A 15,743-nucleotide genomic window follows, 5' to 3' on the forward strand; every position below is an offset into this window, starting at 1 on the left:
TAGACCGTGAGCGCTAGATCCTGATTCCCAACGCTACCGGGTTCGGGGTGCCGAAGCGGTGCGCGGTGACCGACACGGCCTGCTCATGCACGAACGGCAGGATCTCCACGCGTCCGGCCGAGACGACCGGGTGGGCATACGCGGCCACATCCGGCGTGCCGCCGACCGCGTCCGCGAGGCTGCTCACCGCTGCGCGCGCCGCGTCGCCCGTACCGGCAATGAGCCGCACACGGCCCGAGCCGAGCAACGCGGCCCGCCGAAGCCACGCGGCAGAATCCTCAACCGTGACGGGCACCCCGTGCTGGTTCAGCACGTCCGCGGTCGAGCCGGGAAGCATGACGTCGCTGCTCACCGTCACGGGCGATGCCGCCAGAATCCCCGCTGCCGCGACCCGCAGGAGCTCGGCGACGCCGTGGCCGGAGGTGCCGGCCTCAAACCGCACCGTCACCGGCAGCGGCCGGTAGCGGAACACATTGCGCTCGCAGGCGAGCCCAGATACGTCCTTGGAGACACCGAACTCCGAGGCCCACGCCGCGGCGTCGGAGCCGAGCGCGGCAGCCAGCCACACGGCGTCGTCCGCGGGGAGTGCGGCAGAGGCTGCGTCGAGGAGCGCGCTCACGGCCTGGTTGCGGATCGGCGCAAGCGACGTGGCCGCCGCGTCTGCCCATGAGCCCAGGCCCACGAGGTAGTTCGGACCGCCGGCCTTGGTCCCGGCGCCCACTGCGGACTTCTTCCAGCCGCCGAACGGCTGACGCCGCACGATCGCGCCCGTGATCCCGCGGTTGATGTAGAGGTTGCCGGCCTGGATGTGCTCGAGCCAGTAGTCCAGCTCGGCGGGATCGAGGGAGTGCAGGCCGGAGGTGAGGCCGTAGTCGATCTGGTTGACGAGTGCCACGGCCTCCTCGAGGGTCTCGGCGGTCATGACGCCGAGGATCGGGCCGAAGTACTCGGTGAGGTGGTACTCCGAGCCTGGCTTCACGTCAGAGCGCACGCCTGGGCTCCACAGCTTCCCGGAGTCATCGAGCTGGCGCGGGGTGAGGACCCAGTTCTCGCCTTCGCCGAGTGTGGTCAGCCCGCGGAGCAGCTTCTCGCCCGGGGCCTCGATGACCGGACCCATCTGAGTCCGCGCGTCCCACGGGTAGCCCACGTGGAGCGACTGCACGGCGTCGACGAGCTGGTTCCGGAACCGCTTCGACGTGGCGGCGGAGCCCACGAGCACCACGAGCGAGGCCGCCGAGCACTTCTGCCCAGCGTGCCCGAACGCCGAGTAGGCGACGTCCTTCGCCGCGAGGTCGAGGTCCGCGCTCGGCGTGACGATGATCGCGTTCTTCCCGGAGGTCTCCGCGAGCAGCGGCAGGTCGTGCCGGAACGAGCGGAAGAGCTGCGCGGTCTCGTACCCGCCGGTGAGGATCACTCGGTCTACGTCCGGGTGGGCGATGAGCTTCTGGCCGAGGGACCTCCCTGGCTGTCCCTCCGGGAGCTGCACGAGCTGGAGCACTTCGCGGCCCACGCCGGTCTGCGCCGCCGTCTCGTCGAAGGCCTCCCAGAGGGCCTCGACCATGACGGATCCCGAGCGGCGCGCCTGCTTCGCCGGCTTGATCACCACGCCGGAGCCGGCGGCGAGCGCCGCGAGGGTGGATCCGGCGGGGATCGCCACTGGGAAGTTCCACGGCGGGGTCACGACCGTGAGCCGGCTCGGGGAGTACGCGGCGCCGTCCACGGTGTCGAGGCCGCGCGCGAGTTCCGCGTAGTAGTGCGCGAAGTCGATCGCCTCGGAGACCTCAGGGTCGCCCTGGTCGATCGTCTTGCCGGCCTCCGAGGCCATCACCTCGAGCAGATCGCCGCGGCGACGCTCGAGCGCCCGGCCCGCTGCATCGAGCACGACGGCGCGCTGGGCGCCGCTGAGGGCACCCCACCGCTCGCCGGCGCTCACCGCGGCCCGCACGACGGCGTTGAGCTCGCCCTCCGTGGGCAGGGTCGCCGCATCCGCGGTGTCGATGCCGATCCGGCTGTCTTCCGAACGGGCAATGATCGCCCGGCCCCAGAGCCGGTTCGCGGGAAGGTCCGGATCGGTGTCCGGGGTGTTCGCGAACCCCCCAGACGAGAGGGGAGTGCCGGCGTCGTGCGCGGAGCCCTCAGCGGTGCGCCGATCCTGCGTGCGGTTCGGCCCGGGGACCGTGCGGCGCCCCGCGGGGTCCGCGAACGGCGCGGTCCCGAGGGCCGCGAGCGAGGCGAGGAAGCGCTTCTTCTCGCGTTCGAAGAGCACGTCACTGGAATCCAGCTCGAACACGGCGGACATGAAGTTGTCCTGGCTCGCGCCCTCTTCGAGGCGCCGGATCAGGTAGGCGATCGCTACGTCGAACTCGCCCGGGTGCACCACGGGCGTGTAGAGGAGGAGGTGGCCGACGTCGGAGAGCACGGCCTGCGCCTGGGCCGAGGCCATGCCGAGGAGCATCTCGAACTCGAGGACACCCTTGCCGCCCGAGACCCCCGTGTCCACGCCGCGTGCCTTCGCGAGCAGCCACGCGAGCGCGACGTCGAACAGGTTGTGCCCCGCGACTCCAACGCGCACGTTGGCGAGGTGCTCCGGGGTGAGGGCATAGTCGAGCACCGCCTTGTAGGAGGTGTCCGATTCCTGCTTCGAGCCCCACGTGGCTGCGGGCCAGCCGTGGACTTCTGCGTCAACGTGCTCCATGGGGAGGTTGGCGCCCTTGACCACGCGCACCTTGATGGGAGCGCCGCCGGCCGCCACACGCCGCGAGGCCCACTCCTGCAGGTGGATCATCGCGCCAAGTGCGTCCGGCAGGTAGGCCTGCAGCACGATCCCGGCCTCGAGCCCACGGAACTCCTCGCGGTCGAGGAGGCGCGTGAAGACGGCGATCGTGAGATCGAGATCCTTGTACTCCTCCATGTCCAGGTTGATGAACTTGGGGGCGGTGCTTGAGGCGGCGAGACGGTAGAGCGGCGCGAGGGACTCGATGATGTGCTCGACCGCCTCCTCGAACGCCCAGTGGTTGTGCGGGGCGACGGTCGAGGAGACCTTGATGGAGACGTAGTCGACGTCGTCCCGCGCGAGCAGGCTGCGCGTGCCCTCGAGGCGCCGCGCGGCCTCGCCCTGGCCGAGGATCGCCTCGCCGAGGAGGTTCACGTTGAGGCGGATGCCGGGGGTGCGGATCTTGGAGATGGCCGGACCGAGCTTGGAATCCGAGGCGTCCACGATGAGGTGGCCCACCATCTCGCGGAGCACGCGCCGCGCGATGGGCACGACGACGCCGGGCATCGCGGGGGCGAGCGCGCCTCCCAGTGCGACGGCCTTGCGCATGGGCCAGGGCAGGAATGCTGGGACCTTGGGCGCGATCGCCTTGAGGTTGCGGGCGGCGACGGAAAGGTCCTCGGGGCGGACCACGCCGTCCACGAATCCGACCGTGAACGCGAGCCCGTTCGGGTCCTTGAGCACGCCCGCGAGCTGAGCGGCGGCGGGGTCAACGGGGAGCTTGGCGGCGGCGTCGAGCCAGCGACGGACCTGCGCGATGGCCTCGTCGGCGAGGTCCTGGGGGCGGACAGGGTTGACGCGGCCTGCGTCGGAGGTGCTGGTCTGCGTCTCGGGCGTGTGGTCCGGCGCGTGGAGCGGCGTCGTCATCGTGGTGGTCCTTGGCGATCGGTGGCTGGGTCTCTGGCGCCAGCCGGGTGGGATCTGGCGCCCGCATATGCGGTCTCCTGCCAGTATGTGATGGACAATACGAAAGGAGAAGCGATGATTTCCGATCAATATCCATGAGGAAATCCGATCTATCGAGGAGGGTTCCGTGCTTGAGATCCGCCGACTGAGGCTCCTGCGCGAACTGAGCATCCGGGGCACGCTCGCGGGCGTCGCCGAGGCCCTCGCCTACAGCCCGTCGTCGGTGTCGCAGCAGCTGGCCCTGCTGGAGAAGGAGGCCGGCGTCGAGCTGATGCGGAAGTCGGGCCGCGGCGTCGTGCTCACCCCGGCCGCCGAGGTGCTCGTGGGCCGCACGGAGGAGCTCCTCGCAGCGCTCGAGCGCACGGAGGCCGAGCTCGCAGCGAGCGAGAGCGAGGTCCAGGGCACGGTGCGCGTGGCAGTCTTCCAGACGGCAGTGCTCGCCCTCATGCCCACTGCGCTGCGCACCCTGCGCGAGCGGCATCCGCTCCTGCGCGTGGAGATGGTCCAGCACGAGCCAGAGACCGCGCTGCGCGAGACATGGGCGCGGAGCTTCGACGTCGTCGTCGCCGAGCACTACCCGCACCACGCCGCGCCGCACTATCCCGGCCTCGACCGCGAGCGGCTCACCGAGGACGCGATCCGGCTCGCCCTCCCGCCAGCGGGTGCGGGCCCCGCGTTCGACGCCGCGCGGAGGCTTTCCGAGGCAGCCCACCTGCCGTGGGTCATGGAACCGCACGGCGCGGCGTCCCGGCACTGGGCCGAACAGGCGTGCCGCGCCGCGGGCTTCGAGCCGGACGTGCGCTACGAGACCGCCGACCTCCAGGCGCACGTGCGTCTCGTCGAGTCGGGCAATGCCGTGGCGCTGCTGCCGGACCTCGTCTGGGCAGGCCGCCTGCCCGCCGCCCGGCTCGTGACGCTCGACGGCGCGCCGCAGCGCGTGGTCTTCACGTCCGTGCGGGCCTCGGGTGCCCGCAGCCCGGTGATGCTCGCCGTCCGGCAGGCCCTCGAGGAGGCCGCGCGCACGGCGGGATGAGCGCGGGCCGAGCGCTCTGGCGCGCGGTGCTGACTGCCCCGGATACCGGTTCCAACCGCCAGCCGCTGGCCCACTCGTGGCCGCGTCTCTGCGAGCCTACTGTGCTGTGATCGCCGCTGTCTCCGGAGCTGCGGGCGAGACCTCCGGCAGCGGCCGGCGCGCGAGCCACGCGGCCACGACCGCTCCGGAGAGGTTGTGCCACACCGAGAACACGGCGGAGGGCAGTGCGGCGAGCGGAGTGAAGTGCGCCGCGGCGAGGGTCGCGGCGAGACCCGAATTCTGCATGCCCACCTCGAACGCGAGGGCGCGCCGCGCCTTGTGGTCGAGGCGGCCGATCTTGCCCGCGAGGTAGCCGAGGCTCAGCCCGAACCCGTTGTGCAGCACGACGGCGAGCAGCACGATTCCGCCTGCGGCCACGAGCTTGGACGCCGACCCCGCAACGACGATCGCCACGATCGCCGCGATGACCAGGGCCGAGATCCACGGCAGCGCCGGGAGGAGCTTCGCCACGGCCTTCCTGAGGAAGACGCGAACCGCAAGCCCGAGGATCACGGGCAGCAGCACGGTCTTCACGATGTCCAGCAGCATCCCGCCGGCGTCGACGTGCAGGAACGAGCCCGCGAGCAGGAGCGTGAGGGCTGGCGTCACGAGCGGTGCCACGAGCGTGGAGACGGTCGCGACGGCAACCGACAGGGCGACGTCGCCCTTCGCCAGGTACGCCATGACGTTCGACGCCGTGCCGGAAGGTGCGCAGCCCACGAGGATCACGCCGACGGCGAGCTCGGGCGGGAGCGCCAGAGCCGTGGCGATGACCCAGCCCGCGCCGGGCATGATCACGTAGTGCGCCACGAGACCAAGCGCCACGGCCCACGGGCGCTTCGCGACGGATGCGAAGTCGGGGGGCGTGAGGGTGAGGCCCATGCAGAACATGATGACGCCAAGGAGGTACGGCACCGCGGGCGCGCCGGCCTTGATCGGGCCCGGGAGGAGGAAGCCCGCGAGCCCCGCCATGACTACGAGGATCGGAAAGACGGTGACCGCGAGCCGCGCGTCGCGGTCGGCCTTGGAGCGTGCCGGGGCTGTGCTGGGCTGGTGGGTGTCGATGGGGCTCACCGCCCCATGGTTGCAGAGGGCACCTAAATGCTCCGAATGCTGTTCGAAATGTGGAATCAACAGTCCGCGATGCGGACTGTTGGCCTGAGCGGGATGCCAATCATATCCAGTCACAAAAGTCGTTGTGCGCGTCATGCGCGTGACCGTGGCGTGCAGGCCGGCGCCGTCCTATCGTCAGGAGTGACTTGCGCCCAGCCATTCGCAGCGACGTTCGGAGGATCCTATGACCACCAACCACCCGGGCAGCACGCCTGAACCCAGCGTCACCCTCGAGGGCTCCGAAAGGCAGGCCGCCCCCGGCATCGTCTCCGGGGAACCCGCGGATCCGTCGCAGCGGATCGAGGTCACCGTTGTACTTCGCCGGAAGGCACCGTTCCCTGAGCACCCCACCGGGCATCTCAGTCGTGAAGCGCTCGCCGAGCACCACGGCGCCGCCGGCGAGGACCTCGAGCTCGCCACGGACACCTTCACGCGGCTCGGTGCCGAGGTCGTCGAGGCAGACGCGGCGTCCCGCCGCATCCGGCTGGGCGGCACCGTCGCGCAGCTCAGCGCGATCTTCGGCACGACCCTCGAGAAGGTTACGAGCACCGGGCCCCACGGAGCGGCGGTCGAGCACCGCCACCGCACCGGCAGCCTGAGCGTCCCCGCCGCGCTCGATGGCATCGTCACCGCGGTGCTCGGCCTCGACGACCGGCCCCAAGCCCGCCCGCAGCTGAGGATGCTCCCCCTCGCGGCCGCGGGCACGAGCTACAACCCGAACGACCTCGGGCGGATCTACAGCTTCCCTCCCAACACTGACGGGGCCGGCCAGACCATTGCGATCCTCGAGCTCGGCGGCGGATTCGGGCAAGCCGACCTCGATGCGTACTTCGGCGGCCTCGGCATCACTCCCACGCCCACGGTGACGGCGGTCGGCGTCGACGGCGCCACGAACCAGGCCGGGCAGGACCCTCAGGGGGCGGACGGCGAGGTGCTGCTCGACATCGAGGTGATCGGCGCGCTCGCCCCGAAGGCGACCATCCTCGTGTACTTCGCGCCGAACACCGACGCCGGGTTCCTCGACGCCCTCGCCACCGCATCCCATGCGACTCCCGCGCCGAGCGCGATCAGCATCAGCTGGGGCCAGAGCGAGGACTCGTGGACGGCTCAGGCCCGCAACGCGTTCGACCAGGCGCTCGCGGACGCCACCGCCCTCGGCGTCACCGTCACCGCCGCGGCCGGGGACCGCGGCAGCACCGATGGCGTCACTGATGGGCACGACCACGCGGACTTCCCCGCCTCGAGCCCCCACGCCCTCGCGTGCGGCGGGACGCGGCTCTCCGCCGACGCCGCCACGGGCGCGATCTCCTCGGAGACGGTCTGGAACGACTCGCCTACCACCTCCGCGACCGGCGGCGGGTACAGCGACGTCTTCCCGACGCCGGCGTGGCAGAACTCCGTCGCGGGCCACGCCGCCAACGCGGCGCACCGCAAGCCAAAGCCCAAGCCGCCCACGCCTACGCCCACGCCGACCCCCACCACCCATGGTCGGGGCGTCCCCGACGTCAGCGGCGTGGCCGACCCGCAGACCGGGTACAACGTGCGCGTCGACGGGCAGGACATGGTGATCGGCGGCACGAGCGCGGTCGCACCCCTGTGGGCGGCCCTCATCGCGCGGCTCGCCCAAGCCTCCGGGAAGCGCTTCGGCCTCTTCCAGCCGGTGCTCTACGCGCAGCCGGGCAGCTTCCATGACATCACTGTCGGGAACAACGGCACCTACCACGCCGGGCCCGGCTGGGATCCGTGCACGGGCCTCGGCTCCCCGAACGGGGCGGCGCTCCTGACCGCGCTGGGCGGCTGAGCTGACCTACCGACGCCGGCGAGCCTCCCACGCGGGGCGGCTCGCCGGCGTCGTTCGTATCTGCATGATGCCTCGACCATGGCGTCTGGTTCGGCGGACGCCCTTCGCCATTCCGCTGGCGCCCTGCTCGGGTTCAGGCGAGCCGGTAGCGCTCGATCTGCTTGAGCCTGCGCAGGAGGGAGTCGCGCCGCGGGTGGGACCCCGCGTCGGCGGGCTCGGCGGTGAGCTCGATGTGCTCGGGGCCGTACTGCCACAGGAGCAGGTCGTCGAGCAGGCGGTCAGGCCCGGGGGAGTAGCGGTGGTCGAGCGCCTTGCGGACCTCGGTGATGCGCTCGGCGTCGAGCAGCTCGACGAGCTGGCGCGTCTGGGTCAGCCCGTGGGCGGCGGCGAGTTCCGCGGCCCAGGCCCAGTCGTCGTCGATCTTGCGGTCCACGTGCGGCAGGAGCGTCAGCCACACATCGCGGATGCGATCGGGGGTGAGGGGCCCAGCGCCCTCGCCGGCCTCGTCCCAGAAGCCGCGCACCTTCTCGTAGCGGTCGTGCAGCTCGGCGAACTCCTTCTCGACAACCTCGAGCATGGCCGCCGTGGCCGTGAACTGGCGGTCGAACTGCGGGCTCCAGGCGCGCGGGTCCTGGCCCTTGAAGCGGATGTCGTGCTCGATCTCGCTCCACGCGTGCGCGAACACCGTGCGGATCTGGCACTCGAAGAAGTACGAGCCGTTGGCCGGGAGCTCAGGGTTGAACTCGGCCTGGTACGCGCGCACGGCGTCGTTCTGGAGGGTCCTCAGGATCAGGTGCCGGCTCGAGTACCCGTACGTCCCGGACTCGATCGAGCCGATGGCCTTCTCCCGGTCGCCGCGGCAGTCGAAGATCTGCCGCTGCCGCTTGATGAGGTTGGCCACCGATGCGTTCTCGGCGGGGAGCTTGGTGATGACCCGGACGCCCACCATGTCGTTGAGGGTCCGGAAGGGGTCGGGGAACTTGAGGGTCGGCTCGCCGCCGGGCACCGCAGGGGGGTCGAGCCGAGAGATCTTCTCGCGGAACGACTCGACCGTCTTGGTGCGGCCCGTGATGAAGAGAGGATCGACCTCGGCGTCCCTGAACATCGCGATGAGCGTGCGGAGCACGTCCTGCGTGATGTTCTTCAGCTCGGGCCGCACGCGCTCGTACGTCGCGACGGAGGCGTCCACGATGGCGCGCTGCGCGGCGTCGAGGCGGTCGTAGTTGGAGACCATGAGCCTCACGGTAGCAACCGTCACCAATACCAGTCCGCCCGCATGACGTGGCGTGATGCGCTGGGCGCACGACGGCGGGTGCGCACCCGCCGTCGTGCCCCGGCCTTTAGCCCCTAGCCGCCAGCGGCTGGGCGCGCCAGAGTGGATGCGGCACAGGACATGCACTACGGGGGAATCAGTCATGAGCGCCCAGCCATCTCCGACCAATGCCTTCCCGGATTCCGCCGCGCGCGGCGGCGCCATGAAGCCGGGTCATTGGGTCCTACTCGTCCTCGGAGTGCTGCTGGCGGCCCTCGGGGTTGGGCTCGTCGCCGGCGGCGCGGTTCTGCTGAGCGGTGACGCCGCGCAGCGGGATGGGCAGTACCTGCAGTCCCAGCGGGAGCGTCTGCGGACCACGGGCTACGCGATGCTCTCCCGCACCGTCGCCATCGATCTCGGGAGCGCCGCGAGCCAAGCCGCCCCCGGGATGCCGCGCCTCGGGGACCTCGCCAGCGTGCGGATCTCGGCGGCATCTGCCGTGCCGGGCCAGCAGGTGTTCGTCGGTATTGCGGACGCCTCCACGGTCGCTGACTACCTCCGCGGCGTCCCGTCTGCCTCGCTGGGCGACGTCGCGTGGTCGCCGGCCGGGGTGCGTCCGCCCGCCGCTTCAGGGCAGGCTGATCGTGGCGAGCTGGCGGCATCCGCGGGCGACAGAACCCCAGGGGCGCCGAAGGACCAGAACTTCTGGGTGGCATCAGCCTCGGGCCCGGGAACCCAGGCGCTGACCTTCGACCTGCGGGAGGGCAACTGGGCCCTCGTGGTCATGAACGTGGACGCCACCCGGCCCCTCTGGACTGACCTGCAAGTGGGTGTCCGTTCCCGGCTCGTCGGACCGATTGGCACCGGCCTCCTGGTCAGCGGCCTGATCGGGATGGTCATCGGGGTTCCGCTCCTCCTGTTCGGGGCCGCCGGTCTCGGACGGGACATCGGGCTGCCGACCACTCAGGCCCAGGCCCGCGCCGTCTACCCCGTCCGTTTCAGCGGGTTCCTCGATCCGAAGATCTCGCGCGGGCTGTGGATCATCAAATGGCTGCTGGTCATCCCGCACGGGATCGTTCTGGCCGTCCTGTGGTTCGCGCTCTTCGTGACCACGATCGCGGCGGGCTTCGCCATCGTGGTGACGGGCCGCTACCCGCGCCCGCTGTTCTCCTTCAGCGTTGGAGTCCTGCGGTGGACGTGGCGCGTTGGCTTCTACGCGTACGCGGCCCTCGGGACGGACCGTTACCCGCCGTTCTCGCTGGCCTCGGCGGACTATCCCGCGGACCTCGACGTGGACTACCCGGAGCGGCTGTCCCGCGGGCTCGTGCTCGTCAAGTCGTGGCTCCTGGCCCTCCCACAGCTGATGATCGTGGCTGTCCTGACGGGTGGTGTGGGTACTCAGACCGCCAGCGGGGGCGCCGGTCCGTCCCTCTTGGGGCTCCTCGTGTTCTTCGCGGCGGTGATCGTCCTCTTCACCGGCCGGTACGCCCCGCAGCTGTTCGGCCTCGTGGTGGGCATCGATCGCTGGCTCTTCCGGGTCTGGGCCTATGTGCTCCTCATGAGGGACGAGTACCCACCGCTCCGTCTCGACCAGGGCCCACTCGATCCTGGCCTCGGTGACCGGCCCCTGGTCGAGTAGGCCCACCGCACCAGCGCCGGAGTCCCAGGGCACTCACGCCGATCAGCGCCAGACCGGCGATCACCGGCGTGCCGCGCGGGCACGCCGGTCAGTCTGAGCGGGATCGGACCCGAGGCCCGGCCGGACGCCTACTTCCTGTGCACGAGGTAGATCGCGCCGGTGGTGACGTCCTCCTCGAGGGCCTCGAGGGTCCGTCCGCGGCTCTCCGGCACCTGGGTGATGACGAAGACCAGCGCGAGGGCGCCGACCACGGCGAAGAGGAAGAACGTCCCGGTGATTCCCATGGCCGCGACCATCGAGGGGAAGTAGAGCGAGAGGAATCCGTTGACCACCCACAGGGCGAACACAGCGACACCGATGCCGAATCCTCGCATATGCAGGGGGAAGATCTCCGAGAGGTAGACCCAGACGGCGACGTTGAGGAAGGTCTGCATCGAGCCGACGAAGGCCACCACGAGGAAGAGGATCACGAAGGGGCGGGCCGGGTTGCCGACAGGGAGGGCCATCGAGGCGATGCCGATGAGCACATGGCAGGCCGTGGTCAGCGAGAGGCCGATGATGAAGGTCTTGCGGCGGTCGAGGCGGTCCATCATCTTCAGCGCGATGATGCCGCCGACGACGGCGATCACACCGGGAGCGATGTTGGCGATGAGCGCACCGTCCTTGCTGAAGCCCGACTCCGTCAGGACGGTCTGGCCGTAGTACATGATCGAGTTGATGCCGGTCAGCTGCTGCGCCACGCCGAGGCCGATGGCGACGAGGACGATGCGGAAGAGGTTCTTGTTCGAGAAGATGGCGCGCCAGCCGATCTGGTGGCTCTGCCGCTCTTCCTTGGCGACCAGCTCGACGTCGGCGAGCTCCGCTGCCGCCCGGTCGCCGGTCCGGACGGTCCGCAGCACCGCAAGGGCTTCGTCATGGCGGCCCTTCTCCACGAGCCAGCGGGGAGACTCGGGCATCCGCAGCATGCCGAAGAACAGCGCCAGGGCGGGAAGTGCGCAGATCGCGAACATGATGCGCCAGACGCCGCCGACGCCTCCGAACACGTTGCCGATCACGGCGTTGATAACGAAGGCGGCCAGCTGGCCGATGACGATCGCGAGCTCGTTGCGGCCTGCGAGCGAACCGCGGATCTCGAAGGGCGCGAGCTCTGCGAGGAAGACCGGCACCACGGTCGAGGCGCCGCCCACGGCGAGGCCGAGGAGGATGCGGCCCAGGACGAGGACCTCGAAGTTCGGGGTGAACACGACCGCGACCGTGCCGGCGAAGAACAGCACGGCGAGCATGATGATCGTCCTGCGGCGCCCCAACGTGTCGGAGAGGCGCCCGCCGAAGATCGCACCGAGCGCGGCCGCGAAGACGAGCGACGAGGTGACGATGCCTTCCGTGATCGGGGTCAGTCCGAGCTCTATGGACATGGGGTTCAGCGCGCCGTTGATCACGCCCGTGTCGTAGCCGAACAGCAGGCCGCCGAACGTTGCGACGAGGGCGACGAGGCCGAGTCGCTTCGAGTGGGGGCCGGAGGTCAGCGGCGGGAGCGCGCGCTGGGCGGAACTATGGGATGTCTGAGTGGCGGACATCGGGGACTCCTTTGTCGGGGGATCTGCGGACCGTGATCCGCGTCTCACTCAAGCCTAACGCGCGAAAGGCACATATGTAAGGTCATATGGACAACTTCCCAAAATTGCTCCATTTCGGGGCCGTGGCAGGATTGACGGCGGTGGCAGGATTGACGCTGTGCCACCGCTGCCGCCGTCCGGATCGCCGCGCCCCGCCACCCAGGCCGACGTCGCGCGGGAGGTCGGCGTGTCCCGGACCCTCGTCTCGTTCGCGTTCCGCAACGCCCCCGGCGTGAGCGAGGTGACCCGGCAGGCCATCTTCGAGGCCGCGAGGCGCCTCGGCTACCGACCCAACTCCGTCGCTGCGGACCTCGCGCGCAAGCGCGCCTCCGCCATCGGCCTGTACCTGCTCGACCTCCACAACGAGGTCTACGCGGACATCTTCACGGGGGTCCGCGAGGCGCTCGCCGGGTCGGGCTCGCGCGTGATCCTCGCCGCCGGACGGGCGGGCAGCGAGCCCGACGAGGAGGTGGGCCCGCTCGTCGAGGCGAGGGCCGGCGTCGTGATCGCGGCGACCCTCACGAGCCCGGACGCGCACGTGCTCGAGTTGGCGGGCATGGTCCCGATCGTCAGCGTCGCGCGCCGGATCGAGGGCGTGGACAGCGTCTACTCTGACGACGCCGCGGGTGCCCGAGCTGCAGTGGAGCACCTGCTCGGCCTCGGGCACACTCGGATCGTGCATCTCGCCGGACCCGGCGTGGACGGCAATCTCGAGCGCCTGATCGCCTATGAATCGGCGATGCACGACGCCGGGCTCTCGCCCCGCGTGGTCGTGGCGCCGTCGCATTCGTTCGAGTCGGGGGAGGCCACGGCGGCCGGCTTCCTCGCGGCCTCGGACGGCCCTACGGCCGTGTTCGCGCACAACGACCAGCTCGCCCTCGGGGTGCGCGAGGCGGCCCTTGCCCTCGGGCTCACGATTCCCGGCGACCTCTCGGTGGTGGGCTACGACGACTCCCGGGGGGCACGGCTCCGCGGGATCGACCTCACCTCCGTGGACCTGCACGCCCACCAACTCGGCGCGGCCGCCGGCGCCGCGGCCCTGGCGCGGCTCCGGTTCCCGAGCGAGCCCGCTGTGGACGAGTGCAGCGCGCCGCGGCTGGTGGTGCGCGCATCGACCGCGCCGCCCCATGACTAGGGTCGAGGGGCGTATGACGGCGCATCCCTGACTGCTACCGTGAGTGGCATGCTGACAGTCATCGGCGAGGCGCTCATCGACGTGGTACGCCGCCCCACGGGCACTGAGTCACACCCCGGCGGGAGCCCGCTCAACGTGGCCGTCGGCCTGGCCCGGCTTGACCATCCCGTGCAGTTCATCGGCCGCTACGGCGACGACGCTTACGGGCGCCTGCTCACGGACCACCTCCACGGCTCCAACGTGCTCGTCCCGCTCCCGCCCGACGAGGCCCCGACCTCGGTGGCGAGCGCTGAGCTGGACCACCACGGTGCCGCGACCTACCATTTCGACCTCGACTGGCACCTGCCAGACCTCCGAGGTCGGCTCGAGACGCTCCTCAGCGCGACGACCCTCGTCCACACGGGCTCGATCGCAGCGGTCCTCGAGCCGGGCGCGGACCAGGTCCTGCACGCCATCGAACACGCGCGTCCGCGCGCAACCATCGGCTTCGACCCGAACTGCCGGCCCACGATCACGACCGATCCTGAGGTGGTCCGCATCAGGGTGGAGCGCTTTGTGGCGCTCTCCGACGTGGTGAAGGCATCGGACGAGGACCTCGCGTGGCTTTACCCCGGGATCGACCCGCTCGAGTCGGCGCGCCGCTGGCTCACCCTGGGCGGCTCGGACGGGCCGGCGTTCGTCGTCGTGACCCGCGGGGCCGAGGGCCCGTGGGGCGTGTGCCGCGACGGCGAGGTGGCCATCCCGGCGCCGTCGGTGAAGGTCGCAGACACCGTGGGTGCCGGGGACTCGTTCATGGCCGCGCTGCTCTCCGCGGTCGTGGACCGGGAGCTCGACGGCGCCCAGCGGCGTCCGGAGCTGCGGCGACTCGACGTCCGCGAACTCGCCCGCATCCTCGACTTCGCCGCCCGTGCGGCAGCGGTGACCGTTTCGCGCCCGGGCGCGAATCCGCCGTCGCGCGCCGAGATCCGCACGAGAGGTGCACAGAGCGAAGGTGCACAGGACGGAGGCACACCGTGACCAGCGCCGGCTTCAAGCTGACCAGCCAGGACCTCGTGGAAGGCGGCGTGCTGCCCCAGCCGCAGGTGAGCGCCTACTTCGGGCTCGACGGGCAGGACCTCTCGCCGCAGCTCTCCTGGAGCGGCGCGCCCGAGGGGACGCACAGCTTCGCCGTGACTGTCATGGACCCCGACGCGCCGCGCGCCGGCGGCTTCTGCCACTGGGCCGTGGTCAACATCCCCTCCGCCGTGGACGAGTTGCCCGAAGGCGCCGGCGGGGCGCCGGACGGCATGGGCCCCTCGGACTCGGAGGCCGGCCTGCCGAGCGGCTCCCTCGAGCTGGTGAACGACGCCGGCTACAACGGATTCGTGGGCGCCGCACCCCCGCGCGGGTCGGGACCGCATCGGTACGTCGTTACGGTGCATGCGCTCTCCGCTGACGTCATCCCCGGAACCCCGCGCACCAAGGGCTCGCGCGCACTGAGGGACATCGCCGCCCACGAGTTGGCGACGGCGAGCCTCACCTGCACGTTCGAGGTCCGCTGAATGGCGCATCCGGGCGCTGCGGGGGCGTTGGATGCCCAGGGGCCCATGCGCCTCGTGGCCAGTGACATCGACGGCACCATCCTCGGCCGCGACGGGCGGATCACGCCGCGCACGGTGCGGGCGCTGCACGCGTGCGAGGAGGCCGGCGTCGAGCTCGTGTTCGTCACGGGGAGGCCGGCGCGGTGGCTCACGCCCCTCAGCGAGCAGCTGGGCCATGCCGGGACGGTGATCTGCTCGAACGGCGCGCTCGTGTACAGCCTCGAGACGATGTCCGTGGTCTCCTCCGAGGCGATCCGCCGGGACACGATGCTCGAGGTCCGCGAGATCGTCCGCGGGCTCTTCCCGGAGACGGTGTTCGCGGTGGAGACCCCCGTCGAGTTCGTCATGGAGACCGCGTTCGCCGAGCCCCGGCACCAGCGTCTGCTCGAGGAGGTGCGGCACGGCGACCTCGCCGAGCTCGTTCAGGGGGACGAGGTCGTGAAGTTCATGGCGAAGATCGAGGGGATCACGGCCGAGGACTACCTCCGCGTCGTGGCGCCGCACGTTTCCCACCTGGTCTCCGTGACCCATTCGGCGATCGACATGACCATGCTCGAGATGGCCCCGATCGGCGTCAACAAGGCTGTCACGCTTGCCGAGTACGCCCACGCTCTGGGGATCGCCCCGGCGGACGTGGTTGCGTTCGGGGACATGCCCAATGACGTCGAGATGCTCGCCTGGGCGGGCGAGGGCTACGCGATGCAGTCGGGCCACCCCGACGCGCTCGCGGCGACGGAGCTCCACGCCCCGGGCATCGAGGACGACGGCGTGGCGCAGGTCCTCGAGCGCAAGCTCGCGGGGATTGGACGCACGGCAGTCGGCTCTGGCCCCGCGCGACGTGCGCGTGGATCATGAA

Annotated in this window: 11 protein-coding genes; 7 read left to right on the forward strand and 4 right to left on the reverse strand. The window is 70.8% G+C overall.

Features of this window, described 5'->3' with window-relative positions; all coding sequences use genetic code 11:
* Window positions 1-13: 13 nt before the first annotated feature.
* Window positions 14-3,640, reverse strand: coding sequence for a proline dehydrogenase family protein (locus AB5L97_RS00910; protein WP_369046118.1), 3,627 nt, complete (start codon window positions 3,638-3,640; stop codon window positions 14-16).
* A gap of 166 nt (window positions 3,641-3,806) precedes the next feature.
* Between AB5L97_RS00910 and AB5L97_RS00915 the strand changes: the two genes are divergently transcribed.
* Window positions 3,807-4,712 (forward strand): LysR family transcriptional regulator, encoded by a 906-nt coding sequence (locus AB5L97_RS00915; RefSeq protein WP_369046119.1) that lies wholly within the window; start codon window positions 3,807-3,809, stop codon window positions 4,710-4,712.
* A gap of 96 nt (window positions 4,713-4,808) precedes the next feature.
* On the opposite strand, the gene AB5L97_RS00920 is transcribed toward AB5L97_RS00915, so the two are convergent.
* Window positions 4,809-5,816, reverse strand: a complete 1,008-nt coding sequence (locus AB5L97_RS00920; protein ID WP_369047492.1) for a bile acid:sodium symporter family protein — start codon at window positions 5,814-5,816, stop codon at window positions 4,809-4,811.
* A gap of 232 nt (window positions 5,817-6,048) precedes the next feature.
* On the opposite strand from AB5L97_RS00920, the gene AB5L97_RS00925 reads away from it, so the two are divergent.
* The gene (locus AB5L97_RS00925; protein ID WP_307958194.1) at window positions 6,049-7,665 is read left to right on the forward strand and encodes a S53 family peptidase; all 1,617 of its coding nucleotides are present in this window, start codon (window positions 6,049-6,051) and stop codon (window positions 7,663-7,665) included.
* Window positions 7,666-7,798: 133 nt separating this feature from the next.
* Here AB5L97_RS00925 and AB5L97_RS00930 read toward each other — a convergent pair whose 3' ends face one another.
* Window positions 7,799-8,899 (reverse strand): GTP pyrophosphokinase, encoded by a 1,101-nt coding sequence (locus AB5L97_RS00930; RefSeq protein ID WP_307958195.1) that lies wholly within the window; start codon window positions 8,897-8,899, stop codon window positions 7,799-7,801.
* A 181-nt stretch (window positions 8,900-9,080) separates the two neighbouring features.
* Between AB5L97_RS00930 and AB5L97_RS00935 the strand changes: the two genes are divergently transcribed.
* Window positions 9,081-10,556: a DUF4389 domain-containing protein gene (locus AB5L97_RS00935; RefSeq protein WP_307958196.1), complete on the forward strand. Its 1,476-nt coding sequence runs from the start codon at window positions 9,081-9,083 to the stop codon at window positions 10,554-10,556.
* Between the two features lie 128 nt (window positions 10,557-10,684).
* Here AB5L97_RS00935 and AB5L97_RS00940 read toward each other — a convergent pair whose 3' ends face one another.
* The gene (locus AB5L97_RS00940) at window positions 10,685-12,133 is read right to left on the reverse strand and encodes a sugar porter family MFS transporter (RefSeq protein WP_369046120.1); all 1,449 of its coding nucleotides are present in this window, start codon (window positions 12,131-12,133) and stop codon (window positions 10,685-10,687) included.
* A gap of 157 nt (window positions 12,134-12,290) precedes the next feature.
* On the opposite strand from AB5L97_RS00940, the gene AB5L97_RS00945 reads away from it, so the two are divergent.
* From AB5L97_RS00945 to AB5L97_RS00960, 4 genes are read left to right on the forward strand one after another with little or no spacing between them, the layout of a single operon-like run.
* Complete coding sequence (locus AB5L97_RS00945) at window positions 12,291-13,307, forward strand: LacI family DNA-binding transcriptional regulator (protein WP_369046121.1); 1,017 nt, start codon at window positions 12,291-12,293, stop codon at window positions 13,305-13,307.
* Between the two features lie 48 nt (window positions 13,308-13,355).
* Window positions 13,356-14,324: a carbohydrate kinase family protein gene (locus tag AB5L97_RS00950; RefSeq protein WP_307958199.1), complete on the forward strand. Its 969-nt coding sequence runs from the start codon at window positions 13,356-13,358 to the stop codon at window positions 14,322-14,324.
* Window positions 14,321-14,848: a YbhB/YbcL family Raf kinase inhibitor-like protein gene (locus AB5L97_RS00955; protein WP_369046122.1), complete on the forward strand. Its 528-nt coding sequence runs from the start codon at window positions 14,321-14,323 to the stop codon at window positions 14,846-14,848. Before AB5L97_RS00950 ends, AB5L97_RS00955 begins: the two co-directional genes overlap by 4 nt.
* Before the next feature lie 45 nt (window positions 14,849-14,893).
* Complete coding sequence (locus tag AB5L97_RS00960; RefSeq protein WP_369047493.1) at window positions 14,894-15,742, forward strand: HAD family hydrolase; 849 nt, start codon at window positions 14,894-14,896, stop codon at window positions 15,740-15,742.
* The last annotated feature ends 1 nt before the right edge of the window (window position 15,743 follow it).

Origin of the sequence: Sinomonas sp. P10A9, from assembly GCF_041022165.1 — a bacterium.
Lineage (GTDB): Bacteria > Actinomycetota > Actinomycetes > Actinomycetales > Micrococcaceae > Sinomonas > Sinomonas puerhi.

What these genes read in the sequence shown, in the direction of transcription:
- AB5L97_RS00910 (WP_369046118.1), bottom strand. Translation starts at nt 3,640, where the DNA reads ATGACGACGCCGCTCCACGCGCCGGACCACACGCCCGAGACGCAGACC.
- AB5L97_RS00925 (WP_307958194.1), top strand. Translation starts at nt 6,049, where the DNA reads ATGACCACCAACCACCCGGGCAGCACGCCTGAACCCAGCGTCACCCTC.
- AB5L97_RS00930 (WP_307958195.1), bottom strand. Translation starts at nt 8,899, where the DNA reads ATGGTCTCCAACTACGACCGCCTCGACGCCGCGCAGCGCGCCATCGTG.
- AB5L97_RS00935 (WP_307958196.1), top strand. Translation starts at nt 9,081, where the DNA reads ATGAGCGCCCAGCCATCTCCGACCAATGCCTTCCCGGATTCCGCCGCG.
- AB5L97_RS00940 (WP_369046120.1), bottom strand. Translation starts at nt 12,133, where the DNA reads ATGTCCGCCACTCAGACATCCCATAGTTCCGCCCAGCGCGCGCTCCCG.
- AB5L97_RS00950 (WP_307958199.1), top strand. Translation starts at nt 13,356, where the DNA reads ATGCTGACAGTCATCGGCGAGGCGCTCATCGACGTGGTACGCCGCCCC.
- AB5L97_RS00960 (WP_369047493.1), top strand. Translation starts at nt 14,894, where the DNA reads ATGCGCCTCGTGGCCAGTGACATCGACGGCACCATCCTCGGCCGCGAC.